The sequence below is a fragment of the Oscillatoria sp. FACHB-1407 genome, from assembly GCF_014697545.1.
Classification (GTDB): domain Bacteria; phylum Cyanobacteriota; class Cyanobacteriia; order Elainellales; family Elainellaceae; genus FACHB-1407.
Window position 1 is genome coordinate 26583 of the sequence record NZ_JACJSA010000013.1, and the last position, 24921, is coordinate 51503.

10 protein-coding genes are annotated in these 24921 nt (G+C 45.7%); 1 reads left to right on the forward strand and 9 read right to left on the reverse strand.

Annotation, left to right across the window (positions count from 1 at the left end; all coding sequences use genetic code 11):
• The first annotated feature begins 118 nt into the window (after window positions 1–118).
• Window positions 119–1582 carry a phytoene desaturase gene (locus tag H6G89_RS20380; protein WP_190509843.1) on the forward strand — a complete coding sequence of 488 codons (1464 nt, stop codon included), beginning with the start codon at window positions 119–121 and terminating at the stop codon, window positions 1580–1582.
• A gap of 67 nt (window positions 1583–1649) precedes the next feature.
• Here H6G89_RS20380 and H6G89_RS20385 read toward each other — a convergent pair whose 3' ends face one another.
• From H6G89_RS20385 to drmD, 9 genes are all read right to left on the reverse strand, one after another.
• On the reverse strand, window positions 1650–2273 hold the full coding sequence (locus H6G89_RS20385) for a ribonuclease III domain-containing protein (protein WP_190509845.1): 624 nt from the start codon (window positions 2271–2273) through the stop codon (window positions 1650–1652).
• Window positions 2274–2279: 6 nt separating this feature from the next.
• On the reverse strand, window positions 2280–4349 hold the full coding sequence (locus H6G89_RS20390) for a GmrSD restriction endonuclease domain-containing protein (protein ID WP_190509846.1): 2070 nt from the start codon (window positions 4347–4349) through the stop codon (window positions 2280–2282).
• A 136-nt stretch (window positions 4350–4485) separates the two neighbouring features.
• Entirely contained in the window at window positions 4486–7185 is a 2700-nt protein-coding gene (locus H6G89_RS20395) for an SNF2-related protein (protein ID WP_190509848.1), read from the reverse strand.
• Window positions 7186–7197: 12 nt separating this feature from the next.
• A complete protein-coding gene (locus tag H6G89_RS20400) occupies window positions 7198–14970 on the reverse strand; it encodes a sacsin N-terminal ATP-binding-like domain-containing protein (protein ID WP_190509850.1) in 7773 nt (2590 codons plus the stop codon).
• Window positions 14971–15371: 401 nt separating this feature from the next.
• Window positions 15372–19571 carry an Eco57I restriction-modification methylase domain-containing protein gene (locus H6G89_RS20405; protein WP_190509852.1) on the reverse strand — a complete coding sequence of 1400 codons (4200 nt, stop codon included), beginning with the start codon at window positions 19569–19571 and terminating at the stop codon, window positions 15372–15374.
• Between the two features lie 14 nt (window positions 19572–19585).
• On the reverse strand, window positions 19586–20164 hold the full coding sequence (locus tag H6G89_RS20410) for a hypothetical protein (protein ID WP_199336842.1): 579 nt from the start codon (window positions 20162–20164) through the stop codon (window positions 19586–19588).
• 57 nt (window positions 20165–20221) lie between these two features.
• A complete protein-coding gene (locus tag H6G89_RS20415) occupies window positions 20222–21028 on the reverse strand; it encodes an endonuclease/exonuclease/phosphatase family protein (protein WP_190509854.1) in 807 nt (268 codons plus the stop codon).
• A 28-nt stretch (window positions 21029–21056) separates the two neighbouring features.
• Window positions 21057–21560, reverse strand: a complete 504-nt coding sequence (locus H6G89_RS20420) for a hypothetical protein (RefSeq protein WP_190509856.1) — start codon at window positions 21558–21560, stop codon at window positions 21057–21059.
• 42 nt (window positions 21561–21602) lie between these two features.
• Window positions 21603–24749 (reverse strand): DISARM system SNF2-like helicase DrmD, encoded by a 3147-nt coding sequence (drmD, locus tag H6G89_RS20425; RefSeq protein WP_190509858.1) that lies wholly within the window; start codon window positions 24747–24749, stop codon window positions 21603–21605.
• Window positions 24750–24921 lie beyond the last annotated feature (172 nt).

A 24921-nucleotide genomic window follows, 5' to 3' on the forward strand; every position in this document is an offset into this window, starting at 1 on the left:
TGAAAATCTTGCAGCCACGCACCCATTTAACGCTTTTCTATAGTGTATTGAGAAAACAAGGGGGTTATCCAAAATCCCTTCTGTTTTAATGAGTTTGGCAGGTTATAGGGAGCATTTCATGAAGATTATTGTGATTGGAAGCGGTTTTGGCGGATTGTCGGCTGCCATCCGGCTACAGGCACAGGGACATCAGGTAACGATGGTAGAAAAACGGGATAAACCGGGTGGTCGTGCCTATGTGTTTCAGCAGGACGGTTTTACTTTCGATGCAGGTCCAACCATCATCACGGCTCCCTATCTGATTCATGAATTGTTCGAGGTCAGCGATCGCAAAATCGAAGATTACATCACGCTGGTGCCGCTCGATCCGTTCTACAACGTTCGGTTCGAGGATGGCTCAGTGTTTCGCTACAATGGCAATCGAGATTATCTGCTGGAGCAAATTCGGCAGTTCAATCCAGCGGATGTGGAGGGTTACGATCGCTTCTACCAAGCATCGGAGCAGGTGTTTGAAAAGGGGCTGCCCCTAATGACTCAGCCCTTTAGTCGCTTCACTGATATGCTCAAAGTCGCGCCAGATATGCTGCAATTGCAGTCATTCAAATCGGTAGCAGGCTTTGTGAATCAGTATATTCAGGATGAGCGGCTACGGCAGGTATTCAGTTTTCATCCTTTATTGATTGGAGGCAATCCGTTTCAAAGTACATCCGTCTACGCCATGATTCACAAACTAGAGCAGGCGTTTGGGGTTTGGTTTGCAATGGGAGGCACAGGGGCTTTGGTACAAGGCTTGGTGCGTTTGTTTCAAGAGTTAGGGGGAGAATTGCGGCTTAATAGCGAAGTCTCAGAAATTTTGATTGATGGTAAGAGAAAAAAGGCAACAGGGATTGCTCTGAGAAATGGCGACTTGCTTCAAGCGGATGCGATCGTCAGTAATGCAGATGTTGCATCAACCTATCTCAATTTAGTTCCTTCTCAGTTTCGTCGCAAATATCGCGATCGCTACATCCAGAACTTGCGCTATTCGATGTCATTGTTTGTCATCTACGTTGGGACAAACCGCCGCTATGAGCAAATGGCGCATCACGAGATTTTGATGGGTCCGCGTTACCGAGAATGGATGGTGGACTTATTCGATCGTAAGCATCTGGCATCAGACTTTTCGCTCTATCTGCACCGTCCTACGGCAACCGATCCAACCCTTGCACCATCGGGGTGTGACTGCTGGTACGCATTAGCTCCCGTTCCCAATTTGGATGGAGCAACCAATTGGCAGGAAATGACGAAGCCTTTCCGAGATGCCATTATTCAATACCTGGAGCAGCACTATCTACCAGACCTATCCCAACACATTGTTACGGAGCGTGTTGTTAACCCTCTCTATTTCCGTGATGAGTTGAATAGCTACAAGGGAAGTGCATTTTCAGTAGAGCCAACGCTATTTCAATCTGCCTGGTTTCGCCCTCATAACCAGAGCGAGGACGTTTCAAATCTTTATTTTGTTGGAGCCGGAACGCATCCAGGAGCGGGAATACCAGGGGTGATGAGTTCTGGCAAAATTGTGGCAAATATGCTTAACTAAGCAGGATAGTACACTATTTCTACTTGATAAGCAGTCTGCACCACTTCTGCACATTGTGCAAAAAGATTTAATCATCGTCATCGCCCGGTGCCCAACCATAATTGGAGAAGCCATCTAAGCCAATCATGTCCAGATAGTCCCTGGTTGTGATAGTGCCATCAAAATCCTCGTCTGACTCATGCGCTTCTTCAAACAATTCAACAGCGTCTTGGATGAAGCGATCGCACACCCATCTGTAAACTCGTTCAAAACTGCGGTTTCCATCCAGGTAAATTACAGCAACTAAAGCCTCGAACATTTCTCCATAAACACCTGGCTCTTCTTCAGGCGGTTTGCGGTTTGGTCTGTTCCAGGATGAGCAGAAGCCGGGTAATCCTAGCTGAACCGCAAATCTAGTCAAAGATTCTCGACAGGTAACGTCCTGTCTCCAGGCATCGAGGTCTTGATTGGTCAACTCTGGGTGAGTAGTGAAAAGGTAGTCAGCCAGAATAGCATCGAGCAAGCGATCGCCTAAAAATGCAAGTCGCCGATATTGAAGCACAATGGTTTGCCGTTCTTGTTCTGAGACAAGAGGCAGTTGCAGCGTTGAGAGATCTGTGAGAGCAAGGCTTAGCAGATCGTCACGGCTGAAGCCAGAAATAGCGATCGCTTGCTTGGCTTCTAGCAGCTTGATATTGAGCGGGTGAATCATAGATGATTACGCAGCAGCTAGAGAGTACTTTCTCAGAATGCTGGAAAACCAAAGAATTGCTGCTTCCCCATCTTTTATAATCACATCGGTTAAATCCCGATTATGTGCGAGCGTATTTCTCAAATTCTGAAGCTGAGTGAAGCGGCTCTGAACCGCCCCTTTGCTGCCAAAGTATGGTTCAAAATACTGCCAATTGCTACTGCTAATCATTAATTCGCAATATTCAGAGATGTCGAAGAATTGCAATTGCTTCTCCAATGATTTGAATTCTTCTGGATCTTCGGAGGGGTTATCTCTCAGGTATTTCTGTGCTCTACCATCAACCTTTGCAACAAAGTGGTGTGGAATGTAAGATTTCGGCTCAATGTCTTCCTCGTGTTCTGCGGCGACATCTAGGATTAATTGGCGAATCGCAAGTTCTACCTCCTCAAGGCGCTGCCGCCATTGGTCTACATCTCGTGAAACATGAATGGTAGATTTGCCTTGATAAAGCTCGTTAAGAAAGCTGTTAATGCCCAGTGCCAACAGTCTTCTACGCTCTTTAATGAAAGCCAGGTATCCATCCCGGCTCATTGTCCACAATTCAGGTTCAACCGGAACAAATTGGCATCGCAGTTGATTAGCATCAATATTCGGTAAATAGGCTGAAGGGTCATTGTTAAAGATGCTGTGATTTGTAGCTGAGGTGATCAGGGCAATATTGGCTAACTCGTTAACGAGACTCTTGTCGTAGGAGGAACTGGAACTGAAGATTTTGTAGAGTTTGCTCTTGGGGAAAATATGGTGTCGCTCAATGGAGTAAGTACGCCCTATGATGTTGTTGTACAACGGTAGTGAGGGATCAGCCCAATCAGCGGCTCCATTACGGCGGACAAGAATATAGAAAATCTGATATAGACGGCTTCTAACACCTTGCAGTTCAAGGTCAGCTTCAGTGACATCAAGATTACCCCCTCGAACCAGGGCAACCATCTTGATTAACTCATCGACTGAGTTTGTTTCCTTCAAAATCCGAACATCCCTATCCAGGGCTGACTCAGAACTACTGCTATACCGTCCCCACATTAATGCGTTGTAGACCCAGTAGAGAAACTTATCACGAGTCTGGGTGTCTGGGAATTTGAAGTTGTTATTGGAAATGTAATAGATCAGTGGAAAGAAGACATACGGTGTACTTAAGAATGTAGTGTCATCAATGTATCCATGCTGTGGGAGGACATTCACCAAATAATCTAAAGACTTCTCGGTTTTATTCCAGGCATTGATTAAGTCATCTCTGCTTAATGCTGAAACGTTGTCAAAAACCCCGCGAGATGTGGCGATGACAGAAATACAACGAGTAAAAAAATCTAAATTGAAGTGGAAGTTGACCTTACTATATTTTTCAGCAGCAGCACGCATTTTGTCTTTGCAATCTTCCCATCGTCCTGTTATCAACGCTAATGCCAAATCTGAATCAGATAGAGGCGTGCCAGCACTGTTAACGAGGTTGAAGATCTCAACCACTTGCATAGGGTCTTGCTGTTCAACTTCCTGAATGTAGTATTCGTAATTTTTGATGTTGTCGAGTCGGTTCAAACGCTCTAATTGCGTCACGAGGTATACAGAGAGTTCTGGATTGATAGTGGCTGCGTTGGCAATGTAGCCACCAGCCCCTTTCTGTAACAAGTCAGCTACAGCGATCCACTCCTTCTTCCCACTCATTAGAGTTTGGGTAAAGTATTGAAACTCCTCAGTGTCTAGATTGAAGTAAAGGTCTGTTCTGGGCGGTTTTCCCTCAATCCAGTTGGGAGGAAAGCCTTTGAGTAGGGTGTAAAGGGTCGTGAGGCGCTGTTGCCCATCTAAAATCAAGCGGGTAAACGTGTTTTCCTCAGAAGGATTAGTGCCTTTAATTTTAGAAGGGATTTCAGCTTTCCAAACTAGGAAAGCCCCTGTAGGATATCCACGATAGAGTGATTGAAAATACTTCTTAACCTGCTCTGAATTCCATCGAAAACCCCGCTGAAACTCTGGGAGAAAGTAGCGGTTTTTCTGAATATCGTCAATAAGAGAGTGAATTTTCTGGGTGGTTGCCATAATGTTGTAACTGAATGATTCGGAGTTTTTGAATAGAATTCCTAAAACAAGCTGAATTAGAAGAGTTTGAGAGGATTCTTTTCTTGTAGTCAGTAAGCTTTTCTTGTTTCTTTATGAGCTTTAAGTAAGGTGAACTTCACTGTAATTCCACCAGATCTTTCATAGCTAAACTTTCAGGGCAGAGAATTACTAACGCCTTGACATCTGGAACGCGGAATGGCAAGTCTAGCTCAGTGATATTACTGCCAACTAATTGTTCAGCTTTGAGCAACCAGTTCTTCAATGTTTCTGGTGGAATTGCTGGGTTTCCACCTGGCTCAATTCGTCTCAGTAATGGTTTCATCAACGTATTTAGGAGAGTTAAGACTTCGTAATCATGGCGCAATATTGGAATATTTGTAAATTCAACACCAACAATAACTGCTCGAATAGAGCCACTACTTTCAGTCACACGATCTGTAACGCTTAGTAAAACAAGTGGATTAGGTAGAAGCTCAGATGGCAGTAAAGCTGCTGCCTCTTCCAATGATCGTGCTTGCTCAAGCGCTCGATCTAATAAAGGATGTCCTATGCCAAGAATACGCTGATTAGCATCACTGCCTCTGAAATCGCGATCAAATACTAAGCCACTATAGTTGGGTTTGATTCCAATTCCGGTCCAAACTTCAGGCGTACGAAAACTCAAACCGTCTTCTGTAAATTTGGCTTGACGGTGATTATGCATCAACATTCCTGTGAAAAAAGGGCGTAATGCAGGCAGATCTACTTCTAACAGCTGTCCAGCCAATTCTCTGTAATCAAAGCTCGCACAATGCCCAACTAAATCACGCACAGTTTGCAAAGCATCTTGACCTCCAAAGCGAGTAGTTTTGCTATCAAACCATGAATTTAAGGTTTCTCTAGGCACTGTTGGGGCTTCAGAAAACAACTCTGTCCAAACTGAAGGAGATGTCATGCCCAATACCACGGGAAAAAGATCCTCACTTTCCTCCATAACACCACTAAGGGCGAGTTGGATGCGCTGCATCTTCTCTTCAAGTCGCTCCCAGATAGTTGCCTCAATAGTATCAGGGTTGCGAAGTGTCACTACCTCAACTTTATGAGTTTGACCATAGCGGTACAAGCGCCCAACGCGCTGATGAAGTCGCATTGGGTTCCATGGAATGTCAACATGAATTAGCGTGTAACAATTCTGCTGTAAGTCTACCCCTTCACCAGCTGCTTCTGTAGACACCAAGAATCGGGCTTCCCCTTCATTGAATAACTGAATGGCCCTTTCCCTTGGACATCGTAAGGTTTTACCATTAACATTGTGAACTTCCTGATCCCCGTTGATGAAGGTTACAGCAGTTCCGCCATAATGCTGAATCAAAGCATTTATTAATAAGGATTGGGTTGCCTTATACTCTGTAAAAAACAGTACCGACCGTTCAGCGAAATCTCCCTTGAGTAAATCAAGGATGCGCTGAATGCGAGTTTCAAATTTAATAGCGTTGGAGAGATCAACCAGTTTTGTAAGGTACTCTTCCTCATTCTCCATAAGAGATAAAGCAACAGAAAGTTCAACAATGCGTTCGTCCAAAGCACTAACATCATCTTCAGACCGATCGCTCGTATCTACTTGAGCAAGGATTGTCTTTAACTGCTGTCGTAAGGCTTTGAGTTGGTCTAACTCGTTCTGTTGAGATTTAAGACTTTGAAGCCGCTTTTGTAATGCTGACCGTACCGCTGCGACTGAACTTGATGCTAACTTCTGCAAAGCAGAAAGAACTAAATTTACGGCACGTCCTTCAAATCCATCAAGTGACGAAGCGTAAGTGTAACCCTCTAAGATGAATTGGGTCAAAGTATCATAGAACTTAGCTTCCTGATCAGAGTAATGGTATGTTACGACCTGAGTCTTTACACCATTAAATAACAGGCGACCATGTAGGTCAGTGACGTTTTGTTTGTTGTTTCGGATCATCACATCTCGTAACGCCGATAAATATATTTCTAATGGTTGTTTTGGATCTTCGAAAACATCAGGACGTAGCAGCTTTAGTAGTGCCAGAAAACTATAGTCCTTACCCCGGTGTGGCGTACCTGTAAAAAATACTATTGACTTAAGCTTTTGAAACTCGTTTAACTTCTGCAATAGTTTGAAGCTGAGAGTGATGCCGTTGACCTCATCAGCATTGAGATGATGGGCTTCATCAACAATAACTAAATCCCAGGGGGGCGAGGAAAGCAGGCGATCGTGACGCCCGCGTCGATCATCACGGAGAGTTTGTAATGAAGCTACTACCTGGTTGTGAGTTTCCCAAAAACCATTACGAGGTGTATCAGCTTCAGTTGTGTAGGGTGTGAAGCGTAAATCAAACATCTCGCGTAAGCGTAAAACCCACTGTTCAACCAATGAAGCTGGAGCAAGTATTAGAACACGTTGGACAATCTTTCGCGAAACAAGGGGCCAAAGAATCAACCCAGCTTCAATCGTCTTTCCCAAACCTACATCATCCGCAATTAACCAACGGAAGGGCCAACGCTCCAAAACCTTACGGCATACCCAAAGCTGATGGGGAAGTAACTTGACACGTGAACGGGAGAAGACGCTCCAGCGATCGTTGAGAGAGTCGATAGTTGCAGCCAAACCACGTAAAATTACAGGAAGAGGAGCTTGCCAATTTCCTTCTTCAATAACTTGCTGAAGAGTTATTGAACTGCGGATCGAAATGATCTCGCATTCCTCAATACCATGCTCAAATCGAACTATAACAGTTGCACCCCGATCAAGGATGACTTCACCTGAACCGAGGGTAACATGGTTTACAAAATCACCTGTTTGAAATGTCATACTGAGATTGCCTCACCGAACGCGAAACCGCACTCCATCCCAACGTGTACGCCATTCTCCTGGGTCACCTTGGTTAGAAAAGTTTACCCAACTGGATACATCATCCTCTGATTCCACAGGTTCTTGCGGCACAGGGATTCTGCCTAATAACTTCTCTTGAATATCCCCCGGTTCATCCTGAAGCATTAGAAAAGGCAAATCGTAGTCGCCAAAGTAGGTGGCATCCTCTTCACCGAGGTGTTCAACTAGAAAATCATGGATACTCATTGAGTTTTCTACAGCCGTTCTTCTGCTGTCACCTCTGACGGCGCTACAACCAATTGCAAACAGCATTGCTCGCACCCGTCGAACTGGTACGTAAGCATAAGGGCGCATTCCTGGATTCGACAATATTCCACCGCGTACTAACTCGCGGACTATAAACGTAGAACCAATTCCTAAAATACTACCTACTGGTGGTGCTCCTTGCCCTATACCAGTGCCTTGTAGGACTGGATTTTGTTGAGGATTTAGAACTAAATCGATTGGATTACGAAGTTGAGTTTGACCGATGCCTAGATATGCATTCAGATTATTAGTTGCTAACAAGCTGTCGCGATATGCATCCAACCATTTAGAAAACGCATAAAAAGCAGGATAATAGCGCACCCATTGGTAGTACTGAAGGCGATCGCCAACACGTGGAGACGTGAAATACCGATCAAGTAAATTGATCCATCCGACCTCATCTACTTCGCCAGTAACCATGACATCGATCCATCCCCAATTCTCACAATGCTGCAAAAAGGTACGATGCTGTTCAGGGCTGGTGCGCCCCATTGTATGCAAGGCTCCTAGCATGAATAAAATTAGCCAACGGTTTCTAGAGAAGCTAGGATTACTGTGGTCGTTGTAATTGTTCTGGTTTAATTTGAGGTCAATGCGTGGATAAAGGTTCTTTTCATACTTTGGAATTAGACGATTACGTTCTTCTGACCACCATTCTAAAATATTGAATAGAACATCTTCTATACTTGGAGTAGGTAGTAATCCTTTTCCTTTATCCTCATCAGAAGTGTTTCCTTCGTCAACGGCTATGCCTTCAAAAGCTATATCATTGTCATTTGATGAAGCTAACAACTCCAATTTATCTAGTAATTCATAAAATGAAGAAGGGGTGACTCCGTATTCCTTCTTTGAGTTATTTCGCTTTGATGGAAGATCTGCTAGCCAGCTATTTTCAAGCCTGTCTTTGAGCCAATCAATTAGTTCGTCACGGTGTTTACTATTGACCAGGTATTGAACACAAAATTTATGGGTATCGACAGAAGCTTCCAATACCCATTTTCCACGTACTTCAACCGGAATAGAGACTAGCGAGAGATCTTCAGATCGACACGCATAGAACAGGTTTAAAGATCCACATTCATAATCTTCAGCTAGTAGGGCTGAAGCAGGAGCAAATAGAGCAAGCTGGGATTCTTCTGATCCTTCAAGCGAAGATTCGACAACTAGGAGATTTTGTGCAGTAGCCGTATTTTGATCGCGGCTTTGAAACTGCACGGTTCTCAAAAACTCTTGAATGGTACGTGCCTCCGAGGGAGGTAGTTTGTCTAAAAAAACCTGATTGATTAATAGCTCAACAACCAACGAAACTTCTGGAGAAACTATATGGGTAAGCTGCCATTTTAGAACTGTCAGCAAATCTAAATATTTAACCGGATACCCTATTAGCTTCTTCAAAACCTCAGCAACTTTATGCGATACAACCTGTCCAGGAAGAATTTGATGCTGTCCTTTTGCTAAGACTGGCCAGTCTAAAACTTGTGTCAACACAGCCTCATCAGAGTTAAGGATGTCACTCACAGCCCATTGAATACTTCCTAGTCGAGTTAAACAGTTAAATTGACCAGTACTTTTTGGTAATTTCGTTGGTAGAGCATCACAGGTAGTGTAAAGAAGTGGCATTCCTCTGTTTTCTACCCAAAACATTTGATAGAGTAGCCCAATACCTTGATCACCAGCGTTTTGGCTAGCCAGTTGGTCGCTCAGGATATTCCAAATACTTGTCCAAAAAGTTAGTCGTGTTGTACCTGTAGTAAGGTTAAGTGCTTGGCAAAGTTGTACGTCATCAAGCTGATAGAGATTGATGAGTGCCTGACTAAACTCACGCCCCATTTCTTTCGCAAGCTCTTCGTTAAATTGCTTGCCTCCACCGCTCAAATCTAACTGCGATCGCCCAACATCTAAACGGAAGGGACCGTTAATCGCAAAGCCAACTTTTAAGTGCATTCTTGTGGGAGCTGTGACCCAAAAAGTTGGATAGTTTGAAGATAGTAGTGTACCTCCAGATGGATTGAGAGGAATGAGACAACGCCTTCCTGGTTTTCCTAAGAGTAGTGCGTTCAGGGATTTATTGTTCTTAAGCTCTATGCTTCTGCCTAAGTAAACATTAGGAATACCATCAATAGTTTTCTCATCCCAACTCCAAGTACGCCTACTATCTCTAATTCGCACTTTGAACTCTCGAAGCCACCGGGAGAACGCTCCAAGCAAAGGTGCATATTCAACAAATTTTTCGACGACAGGACGTGCCTCCGAATCATTAACGTTCAGTTTAACAATTGTTCCTTCTTCGCTATCGCCTAACTGACTTGCTATTGTTTTAAACTCGTCATCTGATAGTTCTTTAGGGTAAACACCACCAATAACATCAAAGCCAATACGATCACTAACAACCCGTGGTTTGCTAGTTAGCAAAAATACGCTTTTGAAGCCCAGCCCAAATTTGCCTGTCACTCCTTCGGATTTATCAGAAAAATTGAGCAAGAGCATCTTCAGGAGATCATCGCTATAACCACGAATACTCCAGTCACATCCGTTAAATTGATACTGGTTGATTGCTCGTCCCCAATGTGAAATGCAAAGAGAATTATTTGCCAAACTAATCGTGAACTGGCGTGAAACTTCAGTCTGTCCCATTTCTCGCAATTCCCAACAAGCATCATCAGCATTCTGAAAAAGCTCAAATGGAACTGAATACTTGTCATAGTTAGCATTTTCAATACGCTGTCTCACACCTACTAAAAATGCCCTCTGTGTTTCCTCATTATTAATGAGATCGTTACGAATCTCCTTTTTATTTTCTTGTAAAGCTTTCTCATTCTTCTGAAGCTCGGATGTGTACCGTCTACGTTCTGGAAACTTTTCCTGTAAGCTTAGTAAACTTTCACGCTGTTTCTGTAAATCAAAATGCTTGTGAATAAGAGATTTTATCTTGCTGTCTTGGTCTAGTCTAAGCTGGCTCCTAATGCTGATGATTGCATCATTCAAAAGAATGTTCTGGGTTTCGCGAATGTCAGGCGGAGCTTGATCTTGTAATTTCTCCCAAAAACTATCAAGGTCAGTTACGCGGTATCCATAACATTCCTCCAAAATAATTTTGAAGCTCTGTTTGGCTAATCTTAGTAAAAGAATTTCATCTAGAGATGTGCTCTGGCGTAATGAAAGCTGAATATATGAAATTTTAACTAGGTTAGTTTTCCGAACATCACCAACAATTAGGCTTTCTGCTTCTCCTTCACGAAGCAAGTGAACTTTTACCGTCTCTCCGGTTAAGCTTCTGACTCGTATCACATCACTCTGATGCTTGTTAACAAAGAACTTTGTTCTCTCAATATCGCTTATCAAAAAATGAACTGCATTTTTATGATCATTATTATCATCGGCTTTGCGAATTTCTTCTAAAAAATGATCAACTCTTGGAAAATATACTTTAGCGAGTTCCTTTAATTCACCCCGCTCACCTAATAGTCTGAGCAAAAGACCGATCGCATTATTAGTTCGCCGTGGCCAATCCTTAAAATAGCGTTGAAGTAGCTCATTGCTATTTCTTAGTGCCTCATTTGAAAAGTCCTCATCGAACTCCTCAGCATCATCGCTTATAGATTGAGATTCATCATTTTCTGCATTGGCTTGCTTAATTTGGGCACCAATAATCTCAGCAAGGCTAGTGTGTAAAATATCAGACGGATCAACATTAATAGCTCCGTAACATAGTTGCTGGGCACTTCTCCACTCTTCCGACTGATTAAGGAGTTGAATCTGTTGCAGTATATCTACCCACTCGACGCTCTCGCTTGCTAGCGCTAAATACTGGCGATATGTTTCAAACAGGGCTAAACGTAGGGCATTGTTGTTCTGGGTGTTGCTATGACGATTAGCAAGAGCGTTCAGAATTTCAATTAATCTCTCAGAGCCTAATGGTTCTCCAAGAATCTCAAACAGTTGTTTTGTACCACTTGGCGTATGTCCGTTAAGCTTTGCTAGTAAACTTGACGCAGGCATTACATCGCTTGAAAGTTCACGAAAAGCATCAAACCATTGCTGACGTACTTGCTCGTCTTTGACCAATATCTCTGTTAAAGTTCCAATGCGGTAGCGATCGTTCTCCGACAGCAGCAACATTTCTCCCAGCATATCCAAAGCTTCTTTCTGAGATGGGAATAGTTGTCGTAAAAGGCTAAACGCTTTATGTTTCTGCAAATCTTGGGAAAGGTTCTGAGAAGCAACATACATCTGTTCACATTCTGCACATATTTGTTGTACTTCTTCTTGAATTAGCGAGAGGTGAATAATTTCAATTGGAGCACAACAATTTCCTGGTCGCACTCCCGGTCGCAATGGTAACCATTCGACTTCCAATAGGTCATCTAACTTGCCACAGTCTTCAGGTGCATGCTTAAGGGCATCTAGGACAATCGGCCAATACTCCACTGGATTATCAAGCTTCAGCAAATAGTGTTCAATTAGTGTCCGTGCATCGATAGGTGGTTTGAGTGCTGCTTGTTGTTGAGCAATCTCAATACGGCTACTACGACGTAGGAGTATAATTCCTAATTTCTGAGCTAAAGAAGGCTCTATCTGAAAGTCATTACCGTCTCCTTGCAGATAAGTATGTTCATCAATAGCAATTCGTGAAGAGCCGCGTTTTGTGTCTACAGCCTCGTGGATTCTTAACTGACTACTAATTTTGAAAGGTAAGTTGTAAATTAGTTTTTCACATTCTTCCCAGCTAAACTCATCCCACCTCAAAGAATGAAGAGGCGTGCCAGAAGTAGCAATACGAGTTAACTCTTGCTCTACACCCTTCGCATCAACATTGGTAATACCAAGCGCCTGGCATTGTTGAGGAGATAAGACTTCTAGCAATTTATTGTCAATAAATCGCCAATGTTGGCTAGGCTCAATAATATGTTTAAGAACTTTAGACCAAAGGGTATTTACGTTAGTTGTTTGATTAGGACTTGCGTAGAGTGGATCACGAATATCGTCAAAATGGCTTGGGTCAGCATGTAGCAGATAGCGTAAAGCGCTTCGATCTGTGGAAGGGTTTATGGAGTGTGCGATTTCTTGAACTAATGCCTGACGAAATTCTAGTGATGTTTGTAGTGCTGGCTTTTGTTTGACTAAGGTAATGACATTACTGGCATTACACTGTGGCAATTTGATGGAATCGTCGAAACTAAGATAAATAGGGTCTTTTAAGGACTGAGCTAGTATTTTGGCAAGTGGTGCATCTCCTTCCGGGGAGGCGGTATCCTTGAACAGCCTGTAGCTCGCTTTGACCCCTTCTAACCAAGTACAAGAATGGAATTCTCGAATTTTTCCGCTACCGCTAATTTTTGTGACTTCAAATAAATCCAATTGGCAAATTTTTTGCCAATACTCAGATTGACGTGAAGCTATCCTAGATATGACTGAATTTACAAATGATCTGGCAGCCTGAGAGTTTTTAACCTCACTTTCCAGTTCAACTAAGATCAGATACGTATCGAACTCTGAAAGCTTTGGTGCTGTTGGTTTTTCAGATCTCAGACTAGTGGGAATAATCAGGCAAGAAGTTTCTAGCTGCAACAGTCTTTGCTTTAATCCTTTAGATAAACCATTTGGTATTCCAAGGACTTGCTCTGCGGGAAGCTTATCAATCAGGGTATGTAGGGTATCGGCAGCTTGAAAGTTGGGTATTGAGAAAGCACTCTTCAGAAATACTCTTAAAGCGTCAGTAACGGTGGATGTTTCAGGAGTGTTAGATGACCACTGGGGAACCGCATGATCAAGAAAATCGCTTAGAACCTTAACTTGCCTATTGTTTGCACAAATATCTGATGCACATGAGAACCGCCCTTGCAGAAGTTTAATAATATCAGCGGTTTTCCATACAGCCGTATTATTGCTCTTGGTCAATCTAGGCCACTCTTTCAAGGTTACAGTTCTACTTTGGCAAACCTGGCTTAAATTTGGAAAAATCTCGGGCAGTAGTTCGACGGTCGATTCTGGAATGGTTAAGGGTTGCTCCTGGCTCTGGATAAAACACCAAGTTAATTGGCTGGAATGACCAAAGTTGACTTTGCAAAGCCAAGATCCCTCTGCACAAATATGCTGGCGGTAGCTTCTCCAAAGCTTTGATTTGAGTAAAGTATGAGTCAATGCTTTGACAGAGTTAGGCGATCGCTCTTGTGCAAAACTCTCTAGCGTTGGCAGAAGAAGGCGCAAGGTTCCCCGTTCTGCCAGAATTTGGTTCCACTCCTGATAAATATTTTTTTGCTGCTCATTAAGCCAGCTACGAATACGACGGCGATCGCTTTGCAGAAAAAAGAAACCGTGTAAGGTCAGAACATAATCTTGGTTATTTCCATTTTCAAATTCTAAAGTCAAAGTCTCTGATGGTTCTCCGTCGGGCATTTCAGCTGTAGGTAGAAAGACAGCCCAACGGATTAATAATTTACCAGCACCTGTTTTAGTTGGTTGTGAACTAATTAGGGCTGCACAGTGAGGCTCTGCTTTCTGCTTTTCTGGTGGACCTACAATTGGGATATTTCTGGGCCAATCACTGCGATCCTTGAGAGCCTGAAGTGCTGGTTCATTAAGCAGTTGTTGTTGCCCAAAATACGTGTGGTTTTGCACACCATCGATATTGATTTTGCCATCTAATGAAATGGGTTTAGGAGTAGGTTCAGCTTTGAAGTCTGCTAGGCATTGGGTTGAACCCTCTTGAACTGCAATTTTGTGCAAATTCAGCCCATCGTATAAGTCAACGGTCTGTACGTGCTTGAGGAGTGGTAATAGATCTGCTAATTCTTTAGCTAAATCTCCCTGGAACTCTTCTAAGAACCGATGATTTCCGTCACCTGGGTAGTTTTCGATAATTGGAGCAGTATGACCTCCACGTTGGCAATGTTCACGACAACGTAGTGGCACCCAAAGTGTAAATCCATCTGCTAAACCGATGCGTTGTCTCTCCGCATTAATTTTCGCTTGATCACTCTCAGTGAAGTCTAGTTTGTCCCATTCGGAAGCTGGAACATCATCCTCGTTTTCTGTAAACCATAAGTTTAGAATTGAACCTGACTCAACACCTGGATCAATCTTAGGTCCAGTTAAGTAGAAGAACGCCTCACAAATCAAGAAAACTGTCTTCAGTCCTAAGCCAAACTTTCCTACAGCAGAACTATCATTTTCTTTTGAACTTAGACCGATCGCCCGGATACTTTTAGCATCGCGTTTAGAGAAGGGACCATCATTTACAGCTAAGATAGCAGGACCACGAAGCAGCGGATGCTCAGCTTCTGGTAAACCGCCTGACCAAGCAAGACCTAAATGTGCCGCCCTACAATCATCAGCATTTTGTACAATTTCTTTCAAAATGAACATTAAGCTGGTTTGGTGTTGCTGACCTTCCAACAAAGTGTTTCTGATGTTGTTAATGTCGCCTCGGGCAGTATGTATGGCACCAAAGTTAGGCATAGCTGGAGTGATTGCAGGAGTAGTGACAGTTAGTTAGGTTTGTGGCATACAAACTAACTAGAAGGTAGAGAATTGATATCGATAAGTTTCATGGTGTAAATGATTTTTATTAAAAGTGTGTTTTGTCTTATGGTGGAAATGGAAATATTAGGGTAAAAGAACGTACAAGCTTCTGAGTAAACTCAATCAGCTGAAACCCTCACCACAAACTGTGCTGATCGTTCTAAACTCAGCCTATGGTGCCTCTTAATTAGTTTTCCCTTTTTTCTCTTATTTTTCGCACCCTGAATTTTGTCTTGTTATAACTCAGGCTCTAGGCATCGTCTATAGTTTTGCTAGCTTTGCTAGCGGCTAACACTGGCGGTGAGACAGCAGCCCTGCTCGTGCAATAGGTTCTTAAATTAGAACAATTCACCTTGCTGCACGATTGCTGGCTCGATCGCCTTAGTTTTCTTCCCCTTTGCCTTCTGCCCCTTGCCCTTTGCCTTCTTCTTATCGTGCAAACCCTGAGCAACTTCCTCGGCGTACCGTTGATGATTCAACTCCAACAGCCGATCGAGTACTTCGCGTCTTGCGGTTTCGCTGATGGTGAAGCGGATGCCTTGTTTAGTAGTGTGGAAATCGTGCCCTAAGTCGAGGTCTTGCCAACCGTAGGCATTTGCTACCTCCCGATCCATCTCAATGTGCAACTCTCGTAATTTCTGAATATCATCCGCTGTCTCATTGGGGTCATGGAAGCGGTTGTAGGTTTTGGTCAGCCCTTCCTGCCGTTCGCGCATGACTGTCTGACGATGGGTGTAGTAGGTTTCGCCGATCGTGTTGAGGGTTGGGAATTGATTGTTGAGATCTGAGGGATCGGGTGTAGGGAAAGGGAAGGTTTCAAGACAATCTGATGCTGCATAACGCAGTAACTGCAAATTATACGAACCATATTGCCTAGCCCATATGTCATGCAAATTGCTACTTAAAACAGCAAATGCATCATAAGTATTGAACACAAGAATTGTTAGAGCATGAGAAAAGACAATTTCTTTAGGAAGAAATGCAAAAGCTACATATTTAGTTGCTTGGGCTGCAATAGCTAAGACCTTATCTGTTTCCTTAGTTGCATTTTCGAGTGCTTTTGCTATACGCCCATATTGCCACCAATACTCTTTTCTCCTTCTTCCATCCGCATTATCATCTTTCAATTTTTCTCTTTCCGGCTTTACTTTTTGCTTCACTATCTCCAAACAGTCAGGATAATCTGCTGCATATGGAGGACCTTTGGGGTTTTCAGGATCATCATGTTTAGCATCTAAAGCCCAGTCTTTAAAGTTAATTACCCAGCGACTAGGAGATTGACTAAAGTGAGCATTTAATTCCTGCCCAACCATATAAGGGGAAATAACTTCTCTATTAATAAAGCTTTTTGTCAGTAACGACTGTGCTTGTTCTGGAATTAAAACAAATCCTTCTCCATATATTTTATGACCGTTGAAGGATCTTCTAGAATTTGTAGCAAGCTTGAAAGGATTACCTAGATTAGAGGTTTTAGCCGTTAAGGCAGACGTAATTCCACTAACCTCCTTGTTGTCCAGAACATATTCTGCCAACCACTTTCCTTGATATAACCAAATATTAGAATAGGTTACGCTAGCAGCACCTGACCAACGCTGAAAAGAAACAGCTCTAATAATTTCATAACTTTTTTGAAGAAGTTGATCTAGGCAAACTTCACGAGTATCTCCTTCCAAGAGCGCAGTAGTAGATACAAAACCTAACGCGCTATAATTTTGAATCAGTTTTTGACATCTCAATAGAAAATAGGCGCAAAAGTCTGCATTCCCCCTTTTGCCATCTGCAACATGATTAACCAAGTAATCTCGGTAATCTGATCCAAACCTACCTGATATATTTGTTCCTCCCATAAAAGGTGGATTGCCAACGATCGCTGCAAATCCCTTCGTTTCACCTTCCAAAAACACTTCGGGAAACTCCAGCAACCAATGAAACGGTTTTCGTGGCGGTTGATTTGCTGGATTTCCCAGGTTTAGCATTCGTTCTGCACTTGCCTTGAGTGCCGTAATGTCTCGCGTTTGTTCTTCCGTTGCTTTTCCTGCTAACTCCTGTTCAATCCGCTGCGACACCACCATCAAATCTTCAGTCGTCAAATCAGACGTTTTCCCGGCATCTGCCAACGCTCTACCAATCAAGTAATCCCCCACAAACCGAAGCCGATCGATCGCCCGTTCTGCCTCGTTAAACAGTCGTTCCTTTTCCTGTAAATCTTCAATGCCATTGACGCTAAAACTTTCCAGCTTGCGGCGTTTGGCGATCGCATCCTGTAAAATCGGTCGCCAAATTTGAGAGGCGATCGGGTACTGCACCGCTTCATTGTCTGGATTCAGATTCAAATACTCGATCTGTTCCGCACGAGTAATGCCCAACAGCGAATCACCCCACTTCAGCGCATGATCCAGAAACGTAAACGGTCGCCCCTTTGCCAGCGTCACCAGCCACAGCGATAGCTTCGCCATCTCAACGGCTAATGGGTTTTTGTCTACTCCATAGAGACAGCGATCGGCTACAATTCGTCGCGCCACCAGCAACCGCTCATCCAAATCTTTTGGAATTGGGCATTCGTCTGGACGTGCCCCCGACAGCGTTCCCTCTGGCGCAATCACCACCTGCCCCGGATGCTCTGCCTCCGCCTGTTGCCATGCCTCCACCAGCTTTCCAGCCAGATAGCGACAGGTCTGCACCAAAAACGCCCCACTTCCCATCGCCATATCGCAGATCTTCAGTTGCAGCAATTCCGCCGCCGATCGCAACCGCCACTGTTCCTTTGGCTTGCCCTCTGCCACACCCTCAAACACCAACGGCTCCAGCGTGTACTGTACAATCTCCTCCGTTAGATTGCGCGGTGTGTAGTGTGTCCCAGTCTGACGGCGATCGACCCCCTCTGTCACATACACCGACCCCTCCAGAATCACCACCGGATAGCCCAGCGTATCCTGCCGAATCAACCCCGCAAAGGGAAGGACGCGATCGAATAGTTGCGGGTCATTGTTGCAAGCCGTCCGCAATCGCTGCTGGTCGCGTGGCTCAATCTCTGCACTCAACGATTTCTTCAACGCAGAAGGCGATCGCCCCGTCTGCTCCTTCAACCAAGTCAGTAATGCTGCTTCGCCCTGCACCTGAAACCGCTCTAGCTCAGGCAATTCAACCTCTGGTTCCTCATAGCGGGTTCCCACTAACCCCAACACCGTTGAAGTCGCTCGTACCGCCGTATGATCCAGCAAGCCTTCATAGACGTGCCCAATTTGCTCAATATCCAACGCCCGAAACGACAACCGACGCGGCTCCACACCTGCACCCTGCACCCGAATTTGCAGAATCTGCAACGCTTCTAGCAAGTGCAACACAATTCGGTTATTGATCCGCAGCGGGTCAGCCCCACTCGTCTGCCACTCTGTCCCCTTGCCTCGCCCCTCTAAAAACGGAAAGCGATCGGGGTCAAACAAACTCCCGCCATAGGCTGGAAGCTGCAACGTATCGTGAAAGATACCGCCATACACTGCCCGAAATGTCGCCAGCAACCGACACCAAGCATCCGATCGCCGCTCCAACACTTCCTCCCCATGCTGATCCGCGTGCGATCGCAACTGCTCCCGCAGAGTAGATACGGCATAGTGCTGGTCATAAATCGGATCGCCCAACAGCAGCAGTCCCCGTTCCTCGGCACAAAAGAGAAACACCAGCCGCATCATCACCGTCAGTGCCGCCTCATAAAGCTGCGACTCAGCAATGTCCTTCAGCAAGGTTCCGTTTTGGTCTTGATCCAGACGAGCGATCGCCTGCACCAGCACCTCCACTGCCCGTCGCACCTGATAGCCCAACTGATCGGTGACTTCCTGCTGATCCGTCAAGCTCTGGGTCAGCAGTGCCTCCAGCGTCTCGGAGTCATCCACCCCAAAGAACCGCCGCACCCCCAACAAACTCCGAAATGCCCGCAGCGTCAGATGCTCTTCCACCCAAAGCGTGCTGTACCAGGAAATAAACCCGGTCGTTTCCCCTTTCGGCGCATTCACCAGCATCCAGTGTTCGCCGTTCGTCACCAGTCCCAACCGCACATTGCAAGCGTGCAGCAACTCCATCATCCGCGTCGCCGGACTCGCTGCCCAACGTGACCCCTTCAACGGTTTCTCTAACCCCTGCTCTGCTGGCACAATCTGCACCAATAACCGAGGCTTCCCTGCATCTGCTGTCCCTGCTGGATTCACAACCACCCAATCCGAACGCAGGGTTTCGTTTTGCTCGGCGATCGCCACATTCAACCCTGATGGAATCTGCTGCCCACTCCGCAACACTTCCTCCGGTAGCTCCAGCGTTTGCTTGAGGACAAATTCCACCCACGCCCGATGAATGGCTGGCTCTGGCTTTAGCCCAAACTGGCTGTCTTGCCACTCTTCATACGCCGATCGCAGCAGCTTCAAGTGCTCCGGGTCATGGGCATCCAATCCTGTCGGAAAGGTTTTGAGCAGCACAGGCAGGCTCAAAAATGGACCCGATGCTTCAACCAGCGACAACCATTCAGCGTGATGACGTGCAATAGACATATCAGGAGCAGTGATTAAACAAGACGATTACGGTAGAGGTTGGCATATTCCAGTTTTGTCAATTCAATCTCTTCACCTTGGATGCGCTGCGCAAGCGTTTGCCAAACTCCATCATCCTTGATCTCAAAGTAATTAGCTGTTCTAGAGCTTGAGATATTAATGATTCCTTCTTTGTAATGAATTTTGAAAAATGCACGAGGTTGTTGCTGTTGAATCTGTTCCCATGCACGGTTAAATGCCTTTATGTGTTCTGACGTTTTTGGCAACCAGTAATTGCGTGCTCCTGATACGTTTGGAATGTACTTCTCAAACAGAATTGGATTCTTCATCCAGTGGTCGTAGTATCCTTCATACTCTGGATCGGGTGTGCAATCATATACTTCTGCTGCACCAATAATGGACGATATCATATCCTTACTTTGCGGTTCCCCATAGTCTTTTCCCGTCGAGACATGAAGTAAAACAATGCCGCGAAAGTTTGTACGCCAGCTTCGTCCTTCTGAAAGCTTTTCACCTGTTGCAATAAGGTAGGCATAAGGACCTGCAATACTCAATGCTCGAAGAGTTTCGGGAAACTTAGGTTGAACTGCCATGATGATTAGTACTTGGTAGACATCTTTTAGGATGCCCAAAAGCAGATTAAGGGTACGTTATTGCTTCTCACTTCTGTCAATAGTTGAGGTAGATGCAAAATTTGTGAGGGGAGGGTGAGCTAACACTTCTCCTGTATCAGTGCTAAACGTTGCTATTACGGGGTTATGGTCACTCAACTCCTCCCACATTGGAGATGTTAGAACTTCACACTTATCCAGATAGCGATACCAAGCAGCCGGAACGAAGATGCCATCACAGTGATAAGGTGTCGCTTTGTCACGGCTCCAGCGCAACGTTTGCACAAGATTACGGTTCGGGTTCGCTGCCTGCCAGCAACTCATCAAGCCAAACTCTTTCCGCAATCGCTCCAGCAACCATAAATCCTGATCCTGCTGCTGTTCACCCGAATGACGCACCCCAACCGTCAGGTTAAAGTCCCCTCCAATGATTAAATCTGCATCATCAGAGAGGGTGGCAAGCCAATCAAGAATTCGATTTACCGAGGGTTTATAAGGGGCGGGTGCATGGATGCTAATCACCCGTAACTTCTTTGTTCGGGTAGGTGACCACGCAAAGCCTTCCACTTCTACTCCAACCACATTTCCCTCAAACTGAGGAACCTCAATTTTGTTGACCAAACCTGCTCGGACAAATACAGCACTCCCCCAAGCATTGTTTCCAACCTTTGCCCACTGCACTTGATTAGAGTGAACCTCCCAAAAACGACTGTTCACATACTGCTGGGGATGACAGGTCTCCTGCACCAGGAAGATATCAGGATTCGCAACCTCAAAAATTTGAGTCCAGTGGACACGCTGACCTGCCTTTCCACCACATCGAAGATTGTAGGTTGCAATTTTCATGGTTAGTTCTTCTACTTTGCGAATTCCATCATGACCGGATCGCCGGATATTCAATCAAACCTGGACCTTCTGGAATGAATCGCGCTTGATAGTTTGTTTTCTTATTCTTCCCACGCAAGCTACCAATCGGAATGGGCTGCTTCAGCAGTTCTAGCTCCTGTACCTCCCAGAACACTGCCCAGGTTGGCGTATCCGTCGCAGTAGATTGAGGGCGATAGATTGATTTACCCGGATAGCGACCGCGACGAGAAGCGACATAACCCACATACAACCCTCGCCAAGTAACCTCTGGGTTCAAGGGTTGCTCACCTTTGGCATGAGACGCATAAATGAAAACCTCGATCGCCTTTCCACCTCGGAGCTTTTCAACCTCGCCAAACACCTCAAAGTCCATGCTGCCAAACGCCACCTTGGGCACATGGTCAGACGGCAGATCGTCCGAGTCTAGTTGAGCAGCAATAGCTTCCAATCCTGAGATCAAGTGCATCTCTGGAACAGGGGCAAGAATGGCAAAGGCATGAGTCTTTTGCATGAATTAAACGTTTTAAACTCAGAAGTCAGCTTTTCTAGCCTACTAGGGACGGATCAGCTTTTGGGGAATCAGAAATGTGACTGCCAGAGGGAATAATCGAGCCGATGGGTTTTCAAACCGTTTGCGGATTAGGCTTGTCTCCTGTTCAATTTCCCTGGGAATTTGCTCTGCCCTGGCTTTTAAGCTGTTTATATTTCGTTCCAACTGTTCCCGTTCAGGATTGGTGAAAAACTCAAGCTGCTTGACCTGCGGCTCCTCCAACTCCTTCAGAATGCTCTTCTGTAATTCCGTCAGAATAGCAGTGATATCAGTGATCTCCTTTTCCGCCCGATTCTGCAAATCCCGTTGCAAACTCGTGCTGCGCTCGCTCCTGCGTACCTCTAATGCCTGCATCAATGGGTCGGCATACTTGTCCCACATCTGAGCTAACTTTTGCTGCATCGTGTCGGAAACAGAGCCAGAGGTAATTGCCCCTAATGCGGCTTGCAATTGCATTACCCCCAAACGGCTAAATCGCCCTTCCTTCAACACCCCACCTGCCGTAATCACCTCTTCGTGGAGCCGTTGTTGGTCACTCCCTAAAATCACAAGTCGTCCATACGCCACCACTGCTGGGGTTTCTATCCCTGCCTTGGATGTCACAATTCTGGCAGTCACCCGATGGAGATTCTTCCGGTTCTCAGTAGACCAAACCTCAGCCCGCAAGAGTCGCAGACACATCTGCACCAAGCGATGGTTCAAGTGAGCTAGTACCACATCATCTCGTCCATGAGCCGCATCGGGATCAAACACAATCGGACGAAGTTCTTTGGTGTGGGGATGCTCCAGCCCCTCAGCACAAGCTGCCCAACTGCTCTTTAATTGAGGCAGATGAAAGGCACGCCCCTGCAACCCTTCAACCTCCGTGTCAATTAGTGGAGGCTGATCTGCCAACTCCAGCCCAATTCGTACCACAGATTCAATATTGTCAGGTGTCAGTCGTAAATTCTGCCGTGTTTCGTGCAGTTGCTCGCGGAGCTTTTCAATTTGCTCCCGCACCTTACGCTCAAACTTCAGCATTCGTCGCACAGGCTCCGATTCCCGCTCTGCCCTGGATGTATCCAGCATCACCCGTCGCCCCAACATTGCTTCTTCCACTTGTGCGGCAATCACCGGACCCACTTTCCCCAAGTCTTCACGGATGTTGTTCACCTTCAGTGCCGCTCGCATCAGGAACTCTAAATCCCCTTCTAAATCACCGGGACGAGCACTGCTGCTTGCTTGCTCCTGGTAGTCCTTACCGACGAAGTGGTAAATCTTAACCTCTGGCGATCGCTGTCCATGACGGTCAACCCGTCCGTTCCGCTGCTCCATCCGGTTGGGGTTCCAAGGAATTTCGTAGTGGATCAGCCTTGAACAAAAGTTTTGCAGGTCTAAACCTTCAGAAGCTGCATCCGTCGCCAGCAGAATTCGGACAGGCGAAACATCCGGATGTGCCTGAAACGCTGCCTTCACCGCTTCGCGATCGTCCGAATTCATCCCGCCATACAGAGTCATCAAGCGATCGCCCTGCACTAACCCCTCTGATGCCAGTAGGTTATAGAGCCACTTCTGGGTTGCTCTATACTCGGTGAAGATAATCACCCGCTCGTTTGACCACTGTCCGTTAGGGCGAATCGTCTCGTTGATCCAGTTGAGCAGTTGGGTTGCCTTGGCATCGGGTTGCTGGGAAGCAGATTCCGCCCAATCCAGCATCTCCTTCAACAAGCTCTGTTCTTCAGGAGCCAATGCCCGAAACAGACGGCTGGTGTTACCAACCGACTCATCGGTTGCCGCCTCATACACCTCGTCGTCAGCAAATTCTTCCTCCACCTGCTCCAGTTGCCGCCGTAAGATGCCTTCGGTCGGTTTAGCGGTCAAACTGCTTGCTTGGCGACGACGAGCTGTGGTGAGTGACTCTTGGTGCTGACTCAATGTGGTCAAAAAGGCTTGAGGAGAAGAAAATAGCCGTTTCTTCAGTAGCTTCAAGACAAATTCCGTCGCATACTTCTCAACGTTGTCATCAACGCCCTTCGTTCTCAGTTCCGTATATCGCTTCAGCGTTGCGTGAGCTTGCCGTTCTGCATGAGGATAATCAACAGCGATCGCCTCCAGTTTGCGACCAGGGAACATGGGAGAACCATCCCAGTTCTGCATCTCTTGCTTCAACCGCCGCACCATCACGACCTGAAGCTGGTTACGGTCGGGTTCAACCCCTCTTGCAAACCGTTGAGTATCTAACAACTCCAGCAATGCTGTAAAGCTCTCTGGATAGCCATTGTGAGGGGTAGCCGTCAGGAATAGCTTGTGTTCAAAATGGGGAACGAGTAAGCGAACAGTTGCTGTCCGTTGAGAGTCGATCGCGTACTGTCCGCTGCCAGAAGGAGCTACGTTATGGGCTTCATCCACAATCAATAGGTCAAAGCGGCGAGGGTAGAGGGATTCACCTTCGGCGGGTAGGACTTCCCGAAAGAGGCGGAGGGGGCGATCGCGCTTGAGAAAGTCGATCGAAGTAATTAATCGAGGAAAATGAACCCACGGATTAACGTGAATCCCGCGCTGCCGACGCAAGTCCTTCATCAAAGCACTATCGACAATGCGAAAATCCAGACCGAACTTGTCCCGCATCTGATCCCGCCACTGGATTTGCAAAGCAGATGGGCAAACAATCAGAATTCGGCGACAGCGATGGCGAATAATCAGTTCTTGGGCAACTAATCCAGCCTCGATCGTCTTGCCCAATCCCACATCATCGGCGATTAGTAGGTTGACGCGGGGCATCTGAATTGCCCGTACAACCGGATCAAGCTGATAGTCTTCAATATCAATGCCACTGCGGAATGGAGCCTGAAGTGTGCGAATATCCGCAGAAGAGGCAGCACCCCACCGTACTGCATCCAGAAACGCATCAAGGCGTTCAGGAGAATCAAATCCGGTTGGCTTAGGAAGTTCCGTTTTCTCGTGAACGTAAACCCCTGGCTCCAGTTCCCAGATGACCTGCAACTCCTCTCCTAAAGCATCATCCTCAACCGAAGTCAGAGTGACAAGGTGCTGGGCTGACTGAATTCCCTGAATTAGAGGACTACTCGGTAGAGTTGCCTTCTGGACTCCTGTAACGACATAACGACGCTGCCGGACATCAACGAGTTGACCTTGATCGGGAGGAGACATGATACGCCTAATTTTCAGAGTCCTTACCTATAATTCCCACTCCGCGTAAATACTCAGCAAACTTCGTTAAACCTTAATGAAGCCATTATGGTTGCGCTCTGTACTCGATTTATCAAACCCCATATTTGCTTGGAATATAGCTTCGGGAACAGCCGACTCCAGTAGGGCAAGA